Source organism: Pedobacter sp. WC2423, from assembly GCF_040822065.1.
Lineage (GTDB): Bacteria > Bacteroidota > Bacteroidia > Sphingobacteriales > Sphingobacteriaceae > Pedobacter.
In genome coordinates, this window is sequence record NZ_CP162005.1 from 5,014,556 (window position 1) to 5,033,334 (window position 18,779).

Annotated in this window: 15 protein-coding genes; 9 read left to right on the forward strand and 6 right to left on the reverse strand. The window is 37.4% G+C overall.

Translation table 11 applies throughout. The features are described 5' to 3' along the window. Positions 1-28: 28 nt before the first annotated feature. Positions 29-1,810 (reverse strand): glycoside hydrolase family 15 protein, encoded by a 1,782-nt coding sequence (locus AB3G38_RS20980; RefSeq protein WP_367865673.1) that lies wholly within the window; start codon positions 1,808-1,810, stop codon positions 29-31. 227 nt (positions 1,811-2,037) lie between these two features. Here AB3G38_RS20980 and AB3G38_RS20985 point away from each other — a divergent pair, with 227 nt between their 5' ends. The 4 genes from AB3G38_RS20985 to AB3G38_RS21000 all read left to right on the forward strand — a co-directional run bounded on the left by AB3G38_RS20985 (position 2,038) and on the right by AB3G38_RS21000 (position 6,730). Further along, on the forward strand, positions 2,038-2,256 hold the full coding sequence (locus AB3G38_RS20985; RefSeq protein ID WP_111636021.1) for a hypothetical protein: 219 nt from the start codon (positions 2,038-2,040) through the stop codon (positions 2,254-2,256). A 71-nt stretch (positions 2,257-2,327) separates the two neighbouring features. After that, complete coding sequence (locus tag AB3G38_RS20990; protein ID WP_367865674.1) at positions 2,328-3,635, forward strand: DEAD/DEAH box helicase; 1,308 nt, start codon at positions 2,328-2,330, stop codon at positions 3,633-3,635. 2 nt (positions 3,636-3,637) lie between these two features. After that, a complete protein-coding gene (locus AB3G38_RS20995; RefSeq protein WP_367865675.1) occupies positions 3,638-3,886 on the forward strand; it encodes a DUF1456 family protein in 249 nt (82 codons plus the stop codon). 156 nt (positions 3,887-4,042) lie between these two features. Further along, positions 4,043-6,730, forward strand: coding sequence for an outer membrane beta-barrel protein (locus AB3G38_RS21000; RefSeq protein ID WP_367865676.1), 2,688 nt, complete (start codon positions 4,043-4,045; stop codon positions 6,728-6,730). 9 nt (positions 6,731-6,739) lie between these two features. Here AB3G38_RS21000 and ettA read toward each other — a convergent pair whose 3' ends face one another. After that, complete coding sequence (ettA, locus tag AB3G38_RS21005; RefSeq protein ID WP_367865677.1) at positions 6,740-8,416, reverse strand: energy-dependent translational throttle protein EttA; 1,677 nt, start codon at positions 8,414-8,416, stop codon at positions 6,740-6,742. A 1,215-nt stretch (positions 8,417-9,631) separates the two neighbouring features. Here ettA and AB3G38_RS21010 point away from each other — a divergent pair. The 3 genes from AB3G38_RS21010 (at position 9,632) to AB3G38_RS21020 (ending at position 12,909) form a co-directional block, all read left to right on the forward strand. After that, positions 9,632-10,900, forward strand: coding sequence for a hypothetical protein (locus AB3G38_RS21010; protein ID WP_367865678.1), 1,269 nt, complete (start codon positions 9,632-9,634; stop codon positions 10,898-10,900). A 10-nt stretch (positions 10,901-10,910) separates the two neighbouring features. Continuing rightward, positions 10,911-11,582 carry a hypothetical protein gene (locus AB3G38_RS21015; RefSeq protein WP_367865679.1) on the forward strand — a complete coding sequence of 224 codons (672 nt, stop codon included), beginning with the start codon at positions 10,911-10,913 and terminating at the stop codon, positions 11,580-11,582. A 655-nt stretch (positions 11,583-12,237) separates the two neighbouring features. Next, complete coding sequence (locus tag AB3G38_RS21020) at positions 12,238-12,909, forward strand: hypothetical protein (RefSeq protein ID WP_367865680.1); 672 nt, start codon at positions 12,238-12,240, stop codon at positions 12,907-12,909. A gap of 13 nt (positions 12,910-12,922) precedes the next feature. Here the strand turns inward: AB3G38_RS21020 and AB3G38_RS21025 are convergent, their stop codons facing one another. The 4 genes from AB3G38_RS21025 to AB3G38_RS21040 all read right to left on the reverse strand — a co-directional run bounded on the left by AB3G38_RS21025 (position 12,923) and on the right by AB3G38_RS21040 (position 15,546). Next, complete coding sequence (locus tag AB3G38_RS21025) at positions 12,923-13,747, reverse strand: hypothetical protein (protein ID WP_367865681.1); 825 nt, start codon at positions 13,745-13,747, stop codon at positions 12,923-12,925. Then, a complete protein-coding gene (locus tag AB3G38_RS21030; RefSeq protein WP_367865682.1) occupies positions 13,704-14,327 on the reverse strand; it encodes an SMI1/KNR4 family protein in 624 nt (207 codons plus the stop codon). The genes AB3G38_RS21025 and AB3G38_RS21030 overlap by 44 nt, the downstream gene beginning before the upstream one ends. A 196-nt stretch (positions 14,328-14,523) precedes the next feature. Next, complete coding sequence (locus AB3G38_RS21035) at positions 14,524-14,883, reverse strand: DUF4406 domain-containing protein (RefSeq protein WP_367865683.1); 360 nt, start codon at positions 14,881-14,883, stop codon at positions 14,524-14,526. Positions 14,884-14,964: 81 nt separating this feature from the next. After that, positions 14,965-15,546, reverse strand: a complete 582-nt coding sequence (locus AB3G38_RS21040; RefSeq protein WP_367865684.1) for a Crp/Fnr family transcriptional regulator — start codon at positions 15,544-15,546, stop codon at positions 14,965-14,967. 108 nt (positions 15,547-15,654) lie between these two features. Here AB3G38_RS21040 and AB3G38_RS21045 point away from each other — a divergent pair, with 108 nt between their 5' ends. Together AB3G38_RS21045 and AB3G38_RS21050 are read left to right on the forward strand one after the other, a co-directional pair. Beyond that, positions 15,655-15,876 carry a hypothetical protein gene (locus AB3G38_RS21045; protein WP_367865685.1) on the forward strand — a complete coding sequence of 74 codons (222 nt, stop codon included), beginning with the start codon at positions 15,655-15,657 and terminating at the stop codon, positions 15,874-15,876. A gap of 340 nt (positions 15,877-16,216) precedes the next feature. Continuing rightward, a complete protein-coding gene (locus AB3G38_RS21050) occupies positions 16,217-18,757 on the forward strand; it encodes an ATP-dependent Clp protease ATP-binding subunit (RefSeq protein WP_367865686.1) in 2,541 nt (846 codons plus the stop codon). Positions 18,758-18,779: the final 22 nt, after the last annotated feature.

Genomic DNA, 18,779 nt, shown 5'->3' on the forward strand with positions numbered 1-18,779 from the left:
CCTCAAAATATATAAGCAAGCCCGTTTTCTATAAGAAAGCGGGCTTGTCGAGTTTAATAGCGATTCTGTGTGCGGCATTCATCAGGCCTACGTGGCTGTAAGCCTGCGGGAAATTACCCCATTGACTGCCATCATTTTCATCTACATCCTCTGCGAAAAGATCAAGATGATTGCCATAACCGATCAGTAATTCAAATTCCCGGACTGCATCATCTAATCTGCCGACTATCGCCAGCGCTTCCACATACCAGAAAGCACAGATCAGGAAGGTCGTTTTTGGTTTGCCAAAATCATCCGTATGACGGTAACGGTAAAACAGACCATTTGCCCCTTTAAGTTCCTGTTCCAAAGCAATCAGGTGATCTTTTGCACGCTGTGAACTGGGGTCGAGATAATTCATCAGGATCAGCTGTAAAGTACTTGCGTCTAAATGCGCACTGCCTACAGCATGGTTATATACTTTTCTTTCCGGATCGTAACAAGCTTCTATATGTGCCGCTGCACGGTCAATCAGTAAACTTGCGCGTTCTTCGAATTCTTTGTTGCCAATAGTCTTCGCCATTTTTAAAGCTGCACTTGCACCTGCCCACTGAAATAAATTTGTATAACAGTGCATATTGGCGAGGTTCCGGAATTCCCAGATTCCAGCATCTTTTTCATCAATGGTACTTTCAATCTTGGTCAGTAAATAATCAAGCCAGATTGCAGAATCCTTACGTTCATTAAAAACAAACCTGTTATCAGTATACAAAGGCAGCATTGAAATCAATACTTGCCCATAGATGTCATTTTGAATATGTTCATAAGCCTGATTCCCTACACGCACTGGCTGATTGCCCATATAGCCTTTCAGATTAGTCAGGATACGTTCTGTAAGCACACGTTCACCGGCAATACCAAAAAGTGGCTGATAGCGCTTGTCATTTCTGAAGGAAATATCTGTGATGTAGTTGAAATAGCGCTCCATTTCTTCAAAATGACCAATGTGGTTCAGCGCGGTAATTACGTAATAGGTATCTCTCATCCAACAGTACCTGTAATCCCAGTTACGGGTACTTCCTGGGGATTCCGGTAAACTGGTTGTGCTGGCTGCAATGATCGCTCCTGTGTCTTCGTATTGATGAATTTTAAGGACAAGAGCGGAGCGGATAACCAATGACTGATGAAAGCCCGCTATAGTAGAGTGTTTAATCCAGGTGCGCCAGTATTTTTGGGTTTCGGTCAAAAATCTTTCTGCTGTACTTTCAATCGGAGCATCTAAATCATGCCCGTAGGTCAGGATCAGGTATTTGGTATCATTAAGTGCAAAATACTTTTCGTCTTCAATATAAGAAAGTGAAATGTTAGTGCTGAGCTGCATATCGTTTTCAGCTCCGGTAAACTGGATGTGATTGCTGCCCCTTGAACCTTGTTGTTTTCCTTCCCCATAATTAAAAACGGGGTCACAAACTACTTTAATCCTTGGATTCCCTTCCAGCGGTTCAATTTTACGGATTAACATTAACGGTTTGTAAAAACGCTCGTGCTGATAAAATCTGGGTGCAAAATCAGTGATCCGGTAAGAACCTTCTTCGCTGGTAATGGTTGTACTTAAAATATTCGTGTTTTCAACATAATGCTGATCTGAAGTATATTCCCCTTCAGGTAAAATAGAGAATTCTCCGCCTTGTTCTTTGTCGAGCAGTCCGCCGAAAACAAATGAACTGTCAAATCTTGGCCAGCATAACCAATCAATATTAGTGTTTTTGTTGATGTGCGCTAAAAAGGCACAGTTTCCAATTATTCCTGTTTGATAGGTGTGTCTGTCCATTAAATGTGATTTCTGATGTATTTACTAGTATATTATTTAGTAGAAACAAACTATCGGGCTATTTGTTGGCATAAAGAATATTATGGGACATTTTACCTTATTTTTAATGTATAAAGGATACATCTCCTGCTTATTTTTTATTACATTTATGCTAACAACGGTGATACTATAGTACAGTCGCTGTGCGTTAAATCAATTAACTGAGCCCTCACTTAAAGCTATTAAAGATGAAAACAGAACTGATGAATGAATTCTTCTTACTTCAACAAAGCAGGTCTAATGCTAAATATCTTGATATTCTGGAGGAAAAAATCTATTCCCCAATTCAGCAGGCAAATCATAAAGTAACCTCCTGGATGACCAAGAGAGGTACCATGTTGATGAAACTAGAAAAGAATGCGCAGCTGCGGATGAGCAAAATCAGGAAAAAGTTCCTGAAATATTAGAAAAGCCTGAACAGTTTCTTAGTCAATTGCCTTTTGCGCTAATCTTAGCTTAATTCCCTTATCTTTGCGGCATGATGGTAGAAAAGGTATTGGGTAATTTAAAAATCGATTCTTTAAATGAAATGCAGCATGCAGCAATTGCCGCTACAGCTAAAGGAAAGGATGTGGTTTTACTTGCACCAACAGGTTCTGGTAAAACGCTTGGCTTCTTATTGCCAGTTTTAAAAAATTTAGATGCAGCTACAAAAGGGGTACAAGCGTTGATACTGGTTCCTTCAAGGGAGCTTGCTTTACAAATTGAGCAGGTATTTAAACAAATGGGTACTGGTTTTAAAGTGAACTGCTGTTATGGCGGTCACCCTGTGAAAACAGAAAGAAACAACTTTGAGCAGCCTCCTGCGGTATTGATTGGTACGCCCGGAAGGATTGCTTATCACCTTAGAAAAGAAAACTTTGATGAATCATCTATAACCACTTTGGTACTGGATGAGTTTGATAAAGCCCTTGAATTTGGGTTCCAGGAAGATATGGCCTATATTATTGGCAACATGCGTTCCTTAAAACAACGTATGCTTACTTCTGCAACACAAATGGAGGTAATTCCTGATTTTACAGGACTTAAGTCTGCTGTAGAAATCAACTTCCTGAAGGATGTAAAGGTTGCACCGGATTTGAAACTGAAAAAGGTAATGACTACCGCAGAAGATAAACTGGACACGTTATTTGAACTGATCTGTAAAATAGGCAATAAAACTACCTTGCTTTTTTGTAACCACAGAGAAACAGTAGACCGGATCAGTGACCTGCTGATTGATAAAGATCTTGCGCATGATATTTTTCATGGCGGGATGGAGCAGGATGAAAGAGAGCGTGCTTTACTGAAATTCAGAAATGGAAGTATTAAAATATTAATTACCACAGATCTGGCTTCACGCGGTTTGGATATTCCGGAAGTAGAATATATTATTCATTATCAATTACCCTATACAGAAGATGCTTTTTTGCATAGAAATGGCCGTACAGCCCGTATGAATGCGAAAGGAACTGCTTACCTGATGATGACTGAGGAAGATAAATATCCTTTTCTGAAAGGTGATATAGAAATTGAGAAGTTAAAAGGTAATTATCAATTACCAAAAGATAGTCAGTGGCAAACTTTATACATAGCTGCGGGTAAAAAAGATAAGGTCAACAAAATTGATATCGTAGGCTTACTACTTAAAAAAGGCGGATTAGAAAAGGACGATGTCGGATTGATCGAAGTTAAAGACCAGAGTTCATATGTTGCTGTAAAACGCAGTATGGTCAATAAGGTGCTGTCAGCGCTGGCTAATGAGAAAATAAAAAATAAGAAAGTGAAGATAGAAGTAGCGATGTAATTATGAGTAACAATGACATTTTAAAGAAACTCCGCGTAGCGCTGGAGCTGAATAATGAAGATATTATTAAAATCCTTGAGCTGGTAAATTTTAAAGTAACAAAAAGTGAACTGGGGTCGTTCTTCAGAAGTGAAGACCATCCGAACTTTAAACCATGCGGTGATCAGATCCTGCGTAATTTCCTCAATGGATTAGTCATTTTTAAAAGAGGCCCGAGAGTGGAGAAATCAACTCCGCCAACTATTGATTAACTTGCTTTAATTGTGAAATTTCAGGACTTGTTCTGTAATATTTTGAAATAAAGTTAATTTACTGGCACAAACTGCTATACTTGTGAAAAGAAGGCTTAATACTGCCTTCTCACAAGGATCGCGTTTTTGAATATGTCCTATTGGATTGCATAACGAATGATTAGATTTTTAAAATTTCCTGGAAATTTGATTCATTTAAAATGTATAATTTTATTTAATGCCTTTATATGCTGCTATAGCCTCTCTGCTAAAGCACAAACAGAACATAGACTTACCGGAACTGTAATCGACTCTTTGAAAGATGTAGTATCCGGAGCTGACGTTTATATCGTTGCAGATAAAGATACCCTGATTTCGACCACCAACGCCCACGGAAGATTCGTTTTCTCAGGTTTTAAAGCTGACCGGATTTCCCTGCTGGTCATGAGTGTAGGCTTTAAGCCTTTTACTAAATCATATCAATTTAAAGCCGGGCAAATAAATATGGACCTGGATATGATTATTCTGGAACTGGAATCCAACCTGCTCAACGAAGTCGTGATCAATGGCAGGGACAGGCCTATCAGGATTAAACGTGATACCATTGAATATAATGCAGCTTTTTACCAGGTTTCTGAAAATGACAGGGTAGAGGATTTATTAAGGCAATTGCCCGGTATAGAGGTCGATGAGCATGGAAATGCCACGACGATGGGGAAACCCCTGCAAAAATTAAGGGTAAACGGTGAAGACTTTTTTACCAGTAATGTGAAGGACTTTATTAGTCAGCTTCCAGCCAGTGTGGTTGATAAGGTTGAAATTATTAATGACTACGGAGATGAAGCTAATTTTACAGGGCTGAAAACCGGGGAATCGCAAAAAATGCTGAACCTGGTAACCAAGGCTGGACAAAACAGAGGGACTTTTGGTAATGCACTAATTAGTGGGGGTACCAATAAACGTTACGGTCTTCAGGGCAATGGCAACTTATGGGAAGGCAGTAAGCAGATTGGATTCAGCAGCAGCTCCAATAACACCAATAACGAAGCAGGAGTGAATACCGCCGCAACAGCGGGTGTGAATTACAGAGATAAGTTGTCAAGTGGGATAACTGCAAGTGCAGCTTATAATTATGGTTATAATAAGAACATCTCCGACCAGCTGAATTCGACTGAAACAGTAACGACCGATGGAACAATTTTAAATAAGGCACAGTCTTCCGGCAATTCAGCTGACAATACTCATAATATTAATTTCAATGTACAATCCATAGCGAATAAGAGCTATTTTCAGGCCTCCCTGGGCGGTTCTATGGCCGTAAAGGATAGAGATGGAGACATTCTTTCTAAGCAAACAGGATTGATCAGACAGGATTTGCATAGCCAGAGTGGCTCGAACACTAAAACACCCAGTCTGAATGGTAATTTTGTTTGGGCAAGGAGTATGGATAAACCGGGAAGAAGTATGTCTGCAGGAGTGGTGGTGAGTAGCGGGATTAATCAGGTTCAGGATGATTTGCGGAACAAACTAAGCTATTATAACAGGCAGGGTCAACTGGTTAAAGATTCCATTGTGAATCGCTTTATTGATGCGGAAAACAGAACAAACCTGGTCACAGCCGACTTCAGGTATAGTGAACCTTTAAGGTCTGATCATGACTCTTTAGTAAAGAGGAATATAGATTTTTCGTATTTCTTCTCGATGAGTAAAACCAGGAATAGCTTGTATACAAAGGTAGATAACAGTATTGGTAATAGTACTGTTGTAGATTCTCTGAGTTCTATTTACTCTTCGGCTTTTCTTTTCCAGCGTTTTGCTGTGAATTACCGTTACCAGGCCGAGCGGCTCAATTATAGTCTTGGTTTTACCTTGCAGCCGAGTCAGCTTACCGGGCAGTATGCAGGGAATGAAGTTAAAATCAGTCATTTTGAACTTAATTTATCACCCATAGTCAATTTGAGCTATAATTTATCTAATTGGGACAATTTAGCTTTTGTTTATAGCGGAAGCAGTACCGCTCCCGATTTTTACCAGTTGCAGCCGGTGCCAAATATTACGAATCTTCAGAATGTGATCATTGGAAATCCTAATCTGAAATCCAGTTTTACACATGCTGGAAATCTGACCTATCAGCATACCGACGAACTTACGGGTTCTACCTTGCAGCTCGCATTAAACGGCTCTGTGGTAGAAGATCAGGTGGTTAGTAATGTGGTTTTAATCAAAGACACCTTAAATAGCTTAAAGCAGGAAACGCATTATGAGAACGCGAATGGCGCATACCTGGTAGGGAGTATGTACTCTTATGCGCTGCCGTTCGCCAGGAACAAATTTAATGCAGAATTAAGAGGCACATTTGATTATATAAATATGATTTCATATGCTAATAATGATCTGAATACCAATAGAAATATCAATTTTTCACAGTCTTTGAAATTCAGGATGAATCAGCGCAGGTTAATTTTAACGACTTCTGCTACTTATACCTATAGCAGTAACCGTTATTCTATTGAATTACTGAAGTTGAGAAATATTGAAACCTGGCAATTTAACTGGAGCGGCCGTGCTTTTCTGAATAAAAATTTTTCTTTGAGTGCTGATGTTTCCAAGAAGATAAATTCAGGTTATTCGCTGGCTGTAGCGAATCCAATGCTGATTAATCTAAGTTTGGAGAAGATCTTGTTTAAGAACAGGCAGGGAACCATCTCTTTACAAGCTTATGATTTATTGAACCAGGGAAATAACCTGGTTAGAAGTATATCTGATAATTCGATTACTGATAGTCAGTATAATCAAATTACCAGATATTTCCTTGTTAGTTTTAATTACCGTTTACAGAACTTCGGTCATAAAAAGACTAAGTAACTTTGTCTGTTAGCCTAATTTCTTGTACCTGATTCTGTGCGGGGTTACATCGCCTAAGCGTTTCTTACGGTTTTCTTCGTAATCACTGTAGTTACCTTCAAAGAAGTAAACTTGTGAATTCCCTTCAAAGGCAAGAATATGCGTACAGATACGGTCTAAGAACCATCTGTCGTGACTGATGACTACTGCACAACCACCAAAGTTTTCTAATGCTTCTTCCAGTGCACGCAGCGTATTTACATCGATATCATTGGTTGGCTCATCCAGTAATAATACATTGGCTCCTTTTTTCAAAGTAATGGCCAAATGTACCCTGTTACGCTCTCCACCTGATAATATGCCTACTTTCTTCTGTTGATCACCGCCATTAAAGTTGAATTTTGAGACATAAGCACGTCCGCTAACTGATTTGTTTCCTAACATAATGTTATCAAGTCCGTCAGTAATGTTTTCATAGACAGTCTTATTGCCATCAAGGTCATTGTGCATTTGATCGACATAACCTAAGGCTACAGTTTCACCAACTCTGAAAGTCCCTTCATCTGGTGTTTCCTGCTCAGTAATCAAACGGAACAAGGTAGTTTTACCCGCACCGTTAGGGCCAACAATACCTACAATTCCTGCTGGAGGTAAAGAGAAACTCAGATTTTCAAAAAGGATCTTGTCTCCGTATGATTTAGTAACATTATTCGCTTCAATCACGACATTACCCAATCTGGGCCCTGCCGGGATAAACAGCTCCAGTTTGTCTTCTCTTTCTTTAGAGTCTTCTGAGGCCAGTTTATCATAGTTGGATAAACGTGCTTTAGATTTTGCATGTCTGGCTTTTGGTGCCATACGAACCCATTCCAGCTCACGCTCCAATGTTTTCTGACGTTTGCTCTCTGTTTTTTCTTCTTGTGATAAACGTTTTGCTTTCTGATCTAACCATGAGGAGTAATTACCTTTCCATGGAATACCTTCTCCGCGGTCAAGTTCAAGAATCCATCCTGCCACATTATCAAGGAAGTATCTATCGTGGGTTACAGCGATAACTGTTCCTTTGTAATCTTTCAGGAATTGCTCCAGCCAGTCGATACTTTCTGCATCAAGGTGATTGGTTGGCTCATCCAGTAATAGCACATCCGGCTCTTGTAATAGTAAACGGCACATCGCTACACGACGGCGCTCACCTCCTGATAAAACACCAATTTTAGTGTCAGGATCAGGACAACGTAAAGCGTCCATTGCACGTTCCAGTTTATTGTCAAGCTCCCATGCGTTTACTGCATCAATTTTGTCCTGCAGTTCGCCTTGCTTGGTCATCAGTTTATCCATGGCATCTGCATCTTCATAAACTTCAGGCAAACCGAATTGCTCATTGATAGATTCGTATTCTTTCAGAATAGCCGTGATTTCTGCAACGCCTTCTTCTACAACTTCACGAACAGTTTTGTTCTCATCAAGTTCTGGTTCCTGTGCAAGGTAACCAACAGTATAACCTGGTGAGAATACAACTTCACCCTGAAATGCTTTGTCAATTCCTGCAATAATTTTTAATACAGATGATTTACCTGATCCGTTAAGACCAATAACACCAATTTTGGCTCCGTAGAAAAATGAAAGGTATATGTTTTTTAATACTTGTTTTTGAGGGGGGTAAATCTTATTTACTCCCGCCATTGAAAAGATTATTTTTTCGTCCATCGTCGTTTATTCGTGTATTAGGGTGGTTTTTATAAAAAAGAGGACAAAACGGGGACAAAATTTATATTAACTAAAAAGAAAACCCTGTAAAATTCCAAACATTTTGCGCCAAACAATTGGTGCAAAGATAGTAAAGGTAAACCCTAACTAAAAAGAAAGCACATGCCAAATTTCACTTATAAAACTCAGAATATGGAAAATCATTCAAAAGCGTCAAAAAAATACTTGAACTTTCTCCAGAACAACTGGTATCATTATGTTCCACTGATCTTCAGGAAATTGCCTTTAGTGATTTGTTTACCGCTTTAAAAGCTGTTGAATCTGATCTATATCTGTTGATCTTAAGAAGCGCTATTCATCGAAAAGATATGGGTATTCCTTTTGATATTACTCTGGACTTCGCCATAAGAAAATGTCATATATTGCAGAAAGTGCGAAGGAAGAAATTTGTACGTCGGAAGGTTAAATCCGAACCACTTTTTGAATTATCATTAATCAAAGAACGTTATCCAGAGGTAATGATGATCTTAAACCTTCTAAAAGCTATAAACGCTGTGATAAGTTCAAAAAAAGACCTTCGCAATTTAGGTTGCGGATTTGCCAAATAAAAAAACTTTCCTGGAAGCTTCGCTATACTGATTCAAATAGTCCTGAATACAACAATTATTGCAACTAGATAACAGGTATATGCAAGGGTTAAAAGCCCGGTTACCAATAGAACTGACAGTTCAGTATAATGGCCAGGCATGATCTACAAATTTCCATGGAATGAAAAGAAAGCACTATCAAATCCTTTGTGGAATTATGTAACTCTGTACATTCTTTTGAAGAACTTGATCATTAATTGGCAACTGACAGAGCTTTCGGCCACTGATTAATTCCGTTCACCAGCAAAGAGTATAAAATTTTTTTAAGATAATTCGATTAAATCTAACTTTTTCTTCTGCCAGGCCAAGAAAAATGGGTATTTGATCCTAATAAGAGGTATAAAAAATTAGTAGTTAACTTTTATTTAAAATAAAATTTGTAATTATCAAATTTATATCTAATTTAGGTAATACGTTGCCTCTGTATAAAATGCTGCTCATATCCGTTATCTTCGAACGTTCTCCTCTCTTTTTAAAGCAGATTTCCGTTAAGTAGCTATTATAAAATTAATGTCTTTATTACATTTATTATATATGGATTTTACTCTAAACAAATAGCTCCTTAAAAATGAAAAAACGCACTCTATTAATGCTCGCCGTACTCTTTGGAGTATGTCTATTGATCTTTGCCTGCCGAAAAGAATTTAATAATCTTATTACTGAGGAAAAACCAAAAATTCCCTCAAGTCTTTTAGAATCTGCCAAGATTTGGAATAATGCTGTTCTAGGTCAAACTACAAAGTATATTGAGAAAACCGATAGCTGGATAGAATTAAAACCACAATGGAGAGATTCATGGACAGTAAAATCGCCAGAAGGAACTGACATTGTTGTTGTACCTACTATTGAAAACTATGTCAACAATAAATCGGTAAATATCAGAAGATTCTATCTTTTTGAATCATTGGATAATGATATTGCAAGCGGTAGAATCGTTGAATTCATTGGATTTAAGTATGCCGTAAATCAAAAATTAAGCACCCTAATCCCTAATTATCGTCAATCATCCATTAATGGTTTTGATGGTGCTATAATACAATATGATTTAAATTATAGATGGATTGAGGGCAGCTTATTTCACAAAGGTCTTAAAAGCACTGATAAAGTAGCTATTTTTTCAAAGCTTGACGACAAAACTACCCCCTTACAAAAGTCTTCAAAAAAAGAGAGTGCCAGGAAGGACCAATATTTGAGAACTTTCCAACAGGACTCAAATGGAAAAACTATAACAAAAGAGGTATCCTATCTCTACACACCAAATAATATAATGTCCGTTCAGGGTGGGGTTAGTGGTAAAGGCAGTGACAGTACAAGTCAACTTGATGAGAATGTAATTATCGGAAATTATGGTGTAGGTAGCAATGGCGGTAGTGGGCTAATTGGTGGAAACTATGGAGGAAATCTTGCTAATTTTGTCGGTGGTGCGACTGTGACTTTTAACAACTATGCAATACTTTGTACTACAATACCAATGCTAAAGATTGGCGACTCCTACACCGGTGGAGTAAATGTTTTGGGGTTTACTATGACTATAACTCCACCAACGGGCAGTTCAATAAGAATCCCTGTTGTATGGTCCAATACTTGTTTTTCAATTCCATCCTATAATACAATTGGTCCACGTGCTTCTATAGCTTTTAATACTGCATATAATATTGCTGTTGAATTAGTTATAGCTCAAGTTAAATATGGCGCTATTCCTTATACAGAAACTGCCATAAAAGGATCTTTAAAAGCACAAATTCTTATAGCATTATCAGCATTTCAAGCTGGCAGTACATTTAGCACAGGTCCCTGTTCAAATGTGAGAGGAATATTGGCAGTTTATTGCCCATAAAAATTTAGTTATGAAAAACATATCAATTACAATAGATCATCCAGTTTTATTAAATAAATTAATAAAAGCTGTCCATAAATATTATCCTATAGGCTTTAACTTAAGAAATGACCTGTATGATGGATTTCTGGAGGCCACGCAAATTGCCAGGAATAAGGTCATTCAATTACACGAGAATAGCATTCCCGCACCTAGAATTGAATTTGAGAAACAGCTAAAAGCATACTTCAACGGCTTCGTAGTATTTAATGACTTTCACACAGAGTACCCAAGCTTCTCTTTCTCCATAGTATTAGATCGCAATGATTCTATCTATTTCGAAAAAGAGCTTTTATTTACTGTAAAGATATCCTTGTTAACCAATCATTACACGTTTTTTTATCAGGAATATGTAAAGCATAAGGATGTACTACATTCTACTGGACATCCTTATAACACAACGATAATTTCTTTAAAAAGCCAGGTTGAAAAAAACAAAATAGCTAATACACATCAGATTACTCAAATGATGACCAATTGTTTTCCGGAATACGAATATGCAAATCATGCGCTATTGTTTTCTACTATGATTAAATATGGTGTGCTTTATGGAGAAGAAGATGCATATGCAAAAAATGACAATTCTTTATATGCTTTTCTATTTGATAATCAAACTTACATTAGTTTACTTGTTGTAGAATAGAAATACTAATTCATCTCAAAAAACCCAAGTATAAAACCGATCTACAGCCATCAAAATTTTTTGCGCATATCACAATGCCCCGACTAAAGATAGAAACGGTTTAAGATCCTAGTGAGAACATGTCAATACAGACGTATCAACTGAGATAAAAAAAGCAATAGGTCGCCGCTGAATTTCAGTTTAACTCCGTTGGGGTAAAATATTATCTAATTGATCTTTCATTTTACTTACAATTGATTTGATCAGTTTATTTGGAAGCGTCCCCCCGAACCAACAAATGCCATAAAACTTGATTGAGGGATAAAATACATTATATATGGTATAATGGCTTGTCTGTTGAACGACAGTTCACCTTCCTCTAAAGGCTTAGAATTATGAAAAATCAATCCACGAAGCACCTTCGGGCAGTAACCATCATTAAAAACGAATCATTATGCAAACAATACAGCAAAACCTGGCTCCTGATTAAATAACAGGTGCAAAGATAAACAAGGTACGGTAGTAAAGAAATGGTTTGTCAGATATTAAAAAAGAATTTTTGAGCGGGGAGCTGGTTATTGAGCAGAGACTAGTTGGGAGATAGTTTCTCCCTCCAAACTCAGTTTTAATAGTATTGCTGAAATAAATTAATGCAGAATTCATCTATATTTAAAGCATGAAACGTAAATTGTTTGTTCCGTTAAAGATGGCTTTCTCTCTTTTGTTAGTTGCTGGCTTGTCTGTTTCCTGTAGTTCTCCGGTGGAATTGAAAGAGGATTTTGCTTTTGAGACTACTTTACGCCCGGGGAAAGACAGGGTATCAGACTTAGCAAAAAGTTTAAATGGGGCTCTTATGGAGGAGGCTCAAAAGGCGGGGAAAGACAGTGCTTTAGTATTACAATCGGATGAAAAGGAAAAGGTTCCGTTTTATGAAGACATTGCATTTTTACCAGTAGTTAGTGCAGAAGAATTACAAAATGTAATTAATGATCATGCAGAAAAAGGTTTCAGCACAAACCACCAGGATTTTTCTGCACAAATAGCTGCCATTGATTTTAAGAAGAACTTTGTCTTGCTTGTTGGCCATCCTAAAGCTGCATCATCAATAATTTTGGGTGAAGTGAATAACAATCAGGCAATTTATGTCGATAAGGTAATGGATGCTGGCCTTGATCATAAAAACCGAAAGATTGAACTCGTCTCCAAACGCTTAGGAGATGCAGCCACCGGTTTGGCTTCGCTTATGCAGAAATGGGAGTCCAAAGTTTATATCGTAGCTTATAAAAATTCTGATAGTTTACACCTTGAAATAGATAAGCACGTTTATCCTTTCAGTTTGAAAAAATAGGTTTCTTTTATTGTTATGGAAATTTATCGATATGTTTTTTTACGAACTCATAAAGTGTATCAATAAGCAAAGACCTTTTTTGATTAAATAAGCCATTTTGTTTTATGAAATCATGAATGGGAACTATTACGCCTTCTTTTGACAATATGTTTTTTTGCTGTTCAGCATGGATCTGATCTATCATTAAGGATCTTCTTAGTATTTCGGCGATTTGAGGTAGATAAAGCTTATTTTCTATTTGGTTCATTACAATATCTAAATTGAAGTATATCGCACTATCGAATCCTTCCCAACTTTCATAATTTAACCATTCCATGATTGACAGCAGGCAAGAAATTTCTGGTTCAAGCTTTTCAAACTGAACAAAATCTAACCAGAAATCTCTGGTTAGATTTTGCTCTTTTTCAATCGTATCGGCTATTTTAGTTAATGCAGATTCTTTTCTGTATTTATCCTTTATTAAAATCCTTTCGGTCAGCGTATAGCGTTCCTCGTTAATACTTTTTAGGGTCTGATCTATATTGAACTTGTTTTTTAAAAGATGATGTGCTGCGGTTTCTTTTGTTACTCCTGTTTTTTGTAGAATAATGGCTAAAACTTTTGCCTTAAATAAAATTTCTACCTGTGTTACGTCTCCATTTGTACTTTCAAGAAGACATAAAGCCTCTTTAATTCCAATAGGGATTCGTTGTCTCAGGATCTCAAGTTTTTTAGGAAAGATCTCTTTCATTATTCTTTGGAAAATAAATGTGCCACCACCGCGTTTGAGAATAATTTGCCCGTAATTATTAAACTTATTCCCAGCCGCTTGAATATTTCCATTTTTTGATAATATCAATGCCGAATAGTTCCTCTGCAACCTCTTCACTCCATTCCTCTGCATCTTCCTGATCCGTGTCTTCGCCGTAAAGTTCAGCCTGTGCGAAAATTAAACAGCCTTTTATATAATCATCCACTGTATTGAACATCTTATTGATATAAGAGGAGCCATCATGATCAAAAAGATAGATCTCTTTGGTTTCACTATGGAAACAGAACATATTTCCATTTCCAATATAGTTACTGAATGTAACCAGGTAAGGCAATATTTCGCTGTCTTCGGCTGTAAAGTCTGGCCCGTTTTCAGGATTGTCTGCCCAGATATCCTTCATCCATTCCATTTGATCGAGATCCTGAAGTTCTTCACCAATATTAGCGAGACCGAATGTTTGATAGAAAAGATTTAACCCATCAGGAAGCGTTGTGCCAAGTTTCTTTTCGAGTGCTGTAATTTCAGCTGCGGAAATCGGAGTTTTGAGTTCTTCATCCCAGGTATCTGCAAAAGCTTCAATGATTTGGCCGGTTTTGATTTTCCAGTCATTATCTCCCATTTTATCGAAAGGTATAATAATATCTTCTTTTTTGTTGATTTCAAGCATGGTATTTGGAAATTGTTAATGCCAATTGATTATTCAATATAAAAGGTTTTAACTTTTGTTATATAAAACAATAATAATTGAAAAATATTATATAATACCTGCTGTTGGTGTTATTGTTTGAAAATATGTTGAATGATGGAATCTTTGCTTTTGCCTTGAAAATTTAATTCGACAGGAAGACGCGCATCAAAACATATTATTCATCAGCATGAGGTACATCATCCAAACTATAATACACTTTTAATCCTCTTTCTTTCGCAATCCTCACATCTTCATCAGCTCCTTTAGAAGCACCTTCAAGACGTAACACTGCGTCACATTTTGAAAGTAACCGATGCGCTACAGGATATAAAATCTCTTCATAAGCTTCATCACCAGGTTTTTTTGAACCCGCAAGATGAAGCAGGGGCAGTGCTACCCACTCGCCAATCATAGGAATATGTCCTAAACGGAACAAAGGAAGTGCTACAGCTTCTAATCTGCTTAAATTCTGTGCAATTAATTCAGGATCGTCATTTGTCCCGCTGCGGTAAGGGCCTGCTATAAGTATCAACATATCTTTAATTTTTATACAAAACAAGGGAACAAAATGGTTGAAAAAAATAAGGTAGATTAAGAAATTTTATCAAACGAAACATTAATTTTTATGCTTATTACCTCGGATCGTACTTAAAAACTCCGGCGTAATACCTAAATAAGAAGCGATCTGTTTTTGAGTAACCTGCTTAACCACCTGGGGATATTTATTGATAAAGCTATTGTACCGCTCTTCGGCCGTAAGTGATAAGTTTTGTATCGTTCTGAGTTGTTCTCTGATATAGGCATTCTGAAAAATAATTCTGAAGAACCTTTCAAACTTTGGTGTTTTGATATATAAACTATCCAAATCATCTTTTGACAGTTGAAAAATGATACTATCCTCTACGGCCTCAATAGTCAGCATCGCTGGTTGATTATTGATAAAACAAAACATATCTGTTATCCACCAGTCCGTAACTGCGAACATAATAGTAGACTGCTTGCCTTCTTTATCCAGGTAATATGCCCTTAATATACCAGAGTGAACAAAATTGATGTATTTACAGGCTTGTTCTGCTTTCAGAATAAATTCTTTTTTAGAAATTTTTCTTTGCTTCAGGCAGGCGATGAAACAGTTAATTTCCTCCTGATCAAGCGAAATGTGCCTGGTTATATTTTCTAAAATAAGGTTATAGATCATAATATGATTTAAAAGATCAGCGGGGAAATGTTTTCGTCCCCAAGAATAGGAAAATATAAGTGAAATTTTTAGAGCTTTGCTGCGTTAATATATAGACTAAGCCTGATTATGGAACAATACAGCTATGAAGATGAATATCGTGGCCAGAAAAGAAAATTCTTAATCCTCTCCGGAGAAGAAAATAACATCTACAGAGTGTTCTCAGAAGCCCGGTTTATTGGTTCCATCAGCCATGAATTCCATAATGAAAAAGTGATCTGGAAAACAGAATACAACATATTAAAGCCTATAGCTACCAAAATAGGGGAATGGATTGAGAATTCGAATTAAAGACTGCCATTTTGTTGCTTTTAGTTTGGGATAACTAACAAAATGACAGGTCGTTTATGGCATAATAATCATTACATTTTTGGGACAATTCTCCCAAAAGGGTTGAAAATGGTTCCTCTTATGATTATTTAAGCTAATTTAGGACTATTTATTTTCCTCTTGCTCATAAAATAATATTGTTATTCGTGTCAAAACTTAGTAAGTTTAATGGAATTAGATCGGTAACGAAATCTTTCTTCCGCTGTATGGCGTAATTGTTGATAAAATAAATCATATAGGTGGCGCTTATTTATAAAACATTTTTATAGTTTAGGGGCGTTGCGTTTAAGAAAAGGTATATATGGAAGCTAAATTTTCACCACAAGTAAAAGACGTGATTTCGTTTAGCAGGGAAGAAGCCCTGAGATTAGGTCATGATTATATAGGCGCTGAGCATCTTTTGTTAGGTTTGATTCGCGAAGGCGATGGAATGGCTATCAAAATATTGAAGTCGCTGGGGGTTGATACGTCTAAGTTACGCCGCTCAATTGAGGAGGCAGTTAGAGGCACATCCAGCGTAACGGTTAATCTGGGAAATATCCCATTGACCAAACAGGCCGAAAAAGTATTAAAAATCACTTATCTGGAAGCCAAAATCTTCAAGAGTGATTTAATAGGAACAGAGCACTTGCTGTTGTCCATCCTTCGTGATGACGATAATATCGCTTCTCAGATATTATTGCAGTACAGCATCAATTACGAAATCTTCAAACAGGAAGTAGAAGTTAATAAAAATGGTTTCAGAGATGAAACTCAGGGTAGTGCTTCTACTGGTGGTGATGATGATTACCGTGAAGAGGAAAGCTTTAGCAGTCCTAAAAAAGTATCTGATATTAAATCCAAAACTCCTGTTCTGGATAATTTTGGAAGAGACTTAACAAAAGCTGCTGAAGAAGGTCGCCTGGATCCTATTGTAGGACGTGAAAAAGAGATTGAGCGTGTTTCTCAAATCCTTTCCCGTCGTAAAAAGAATAATCCTATTTTGATTGGTGAGCCAGGTGTAGGTAAATCAGCAATTGCTGAAGGACTTGCTTTGCGCATCGTTCAGCGTAAGGTTTCAAGAGTGCTGTTCAATAAACGTGTGGTTACATTAGATCTTGCTTCTTTGGTTGCAGGGACTAAATACCGCGGACAGTTTGAGGAACGCATGAAAGCTGTAATGAATGAACTGGAAAAATCAACTGATGTAATCTTATTCATTGATGAAATCCATACTATTGTTGGTGCTGGCGGAGCTTCTGGTTCCCTGGATGCTTCCAATATGTTCAAACCTGCTTTAGCGAGAGGCGAAATCCAATGTATTGGTGCGACTACACTTGATGAGTACCGTCAGTATATTGAGAAAGATGGAGCTTTAGACCGTCGTTTCCAAAAGGTTATGATTGAGCCTGCTTCTCCTGATGAAACTATTGAGATCTTAAACCGTATCAAAGAAAAATATGAGGAACATCACGGTGTGACTTACACAAATGAGGCAATAAATGCCTGTGTTGCTTTGACTACAAGATATATCACTGACAGGTTCCTTCCGGATAAAGCTATTGATGCGCTGGATGAGGCTGGTTCAAGGGTGCATTTAACTAATATTCATGTTCCTGAAAACATCATTGATATTGAGAATAAGATTGAAAATATCAAGGTTGAGAAAAATAAAGTTGTAAAGAGTCAGAAATATGAGGAAGCTGCAAAATTAAGAGATACTGAGAAGAATCTTCTGGAGGAGCTTGATCGTGCAAAAACGGAGTGGGAAGCTGAAACTAAAACTAAACGTTACACCGTAACTGAGGATAATGTTGCAGAGGTTGTTTCCATGATGACTGGTATTCCTTTACAACGTGTTGGTCAGACTGACAGCGTGAAATTGCTGAACATGTATGATACGATAGCTACTAAAATTATTGGTCAGGATGATGCGATCAAGAAATTAAGTAAAGCTATTCAACGTACCAGAGCTGGATTGAAAGATCCTAAGAAACCTATTGGTTCATTTATTTTCTTAGGCCCTACGGGTGTTGGTAAAACTGAATTAGCTAAGGAGTTAGCAAGATTCATGTTCGATAGTGATGATTCACTGATTCAGATTGACATGAGTGAGTATATGGAGAAATTCGCTGTTTCACGTTTAGTGGGAGCGCCTCCGGGATATGTTGGTTATGAAGAAGGTGGTCAGTTAACTGAGAAAGTACGCCGTAAGCCTTATGCCGTTATCTTATTGGATGAGATTGAAAAAGCTCACCCTGATGTATTTAATATCCTGTTACAGGTGTTGGATGAAGGTCAGCTGACTGATAGTTTAGGTCGTAAGGTCGATTTTAGAAACACGATTATCATCATGACTTCTAATATTGGTGCTCGTCAGCTTAAAGATTTTGGTCAGGGTATTGGTTTCTCTACGAATGCAAAAACCAACCAGGTTGATGCACATTCAAGAGGGGTAATTGAAAATGCGCTGAAACGTGCTTTCGCTCCTGAGTTCCTGAATCGTGTGGATGATGTGGTTGTATTCAATACTTTAGGTAAGGATGAGATCTTCAAAATTATTGATATCGAATTGAAGTCGTTGTTCGGCAGGGTTCATAGTTTAGGTTATGAGGTTAAATTGACTGATGTCGCAAAAGAGTTTATTGCTGATAAAGGTTTCGATATTAACTTTGGTGCCCGCCCGCTGAAACGTGCGATACAGAAATATCTGGAAGATCCTATTGCGGAAGAAATCCTGAAAGGGGAAATCAACGATGGGGATACGCTTGAGATAGATTACAATAAGGAAACTGATGTAATTGTAGTGGAAAATAAGAGCCCGGGTAAGAAGAAGAAAAAAGAAGAAGGAAGTATTGAGTAAGTACCTCCAACACGGAAATATC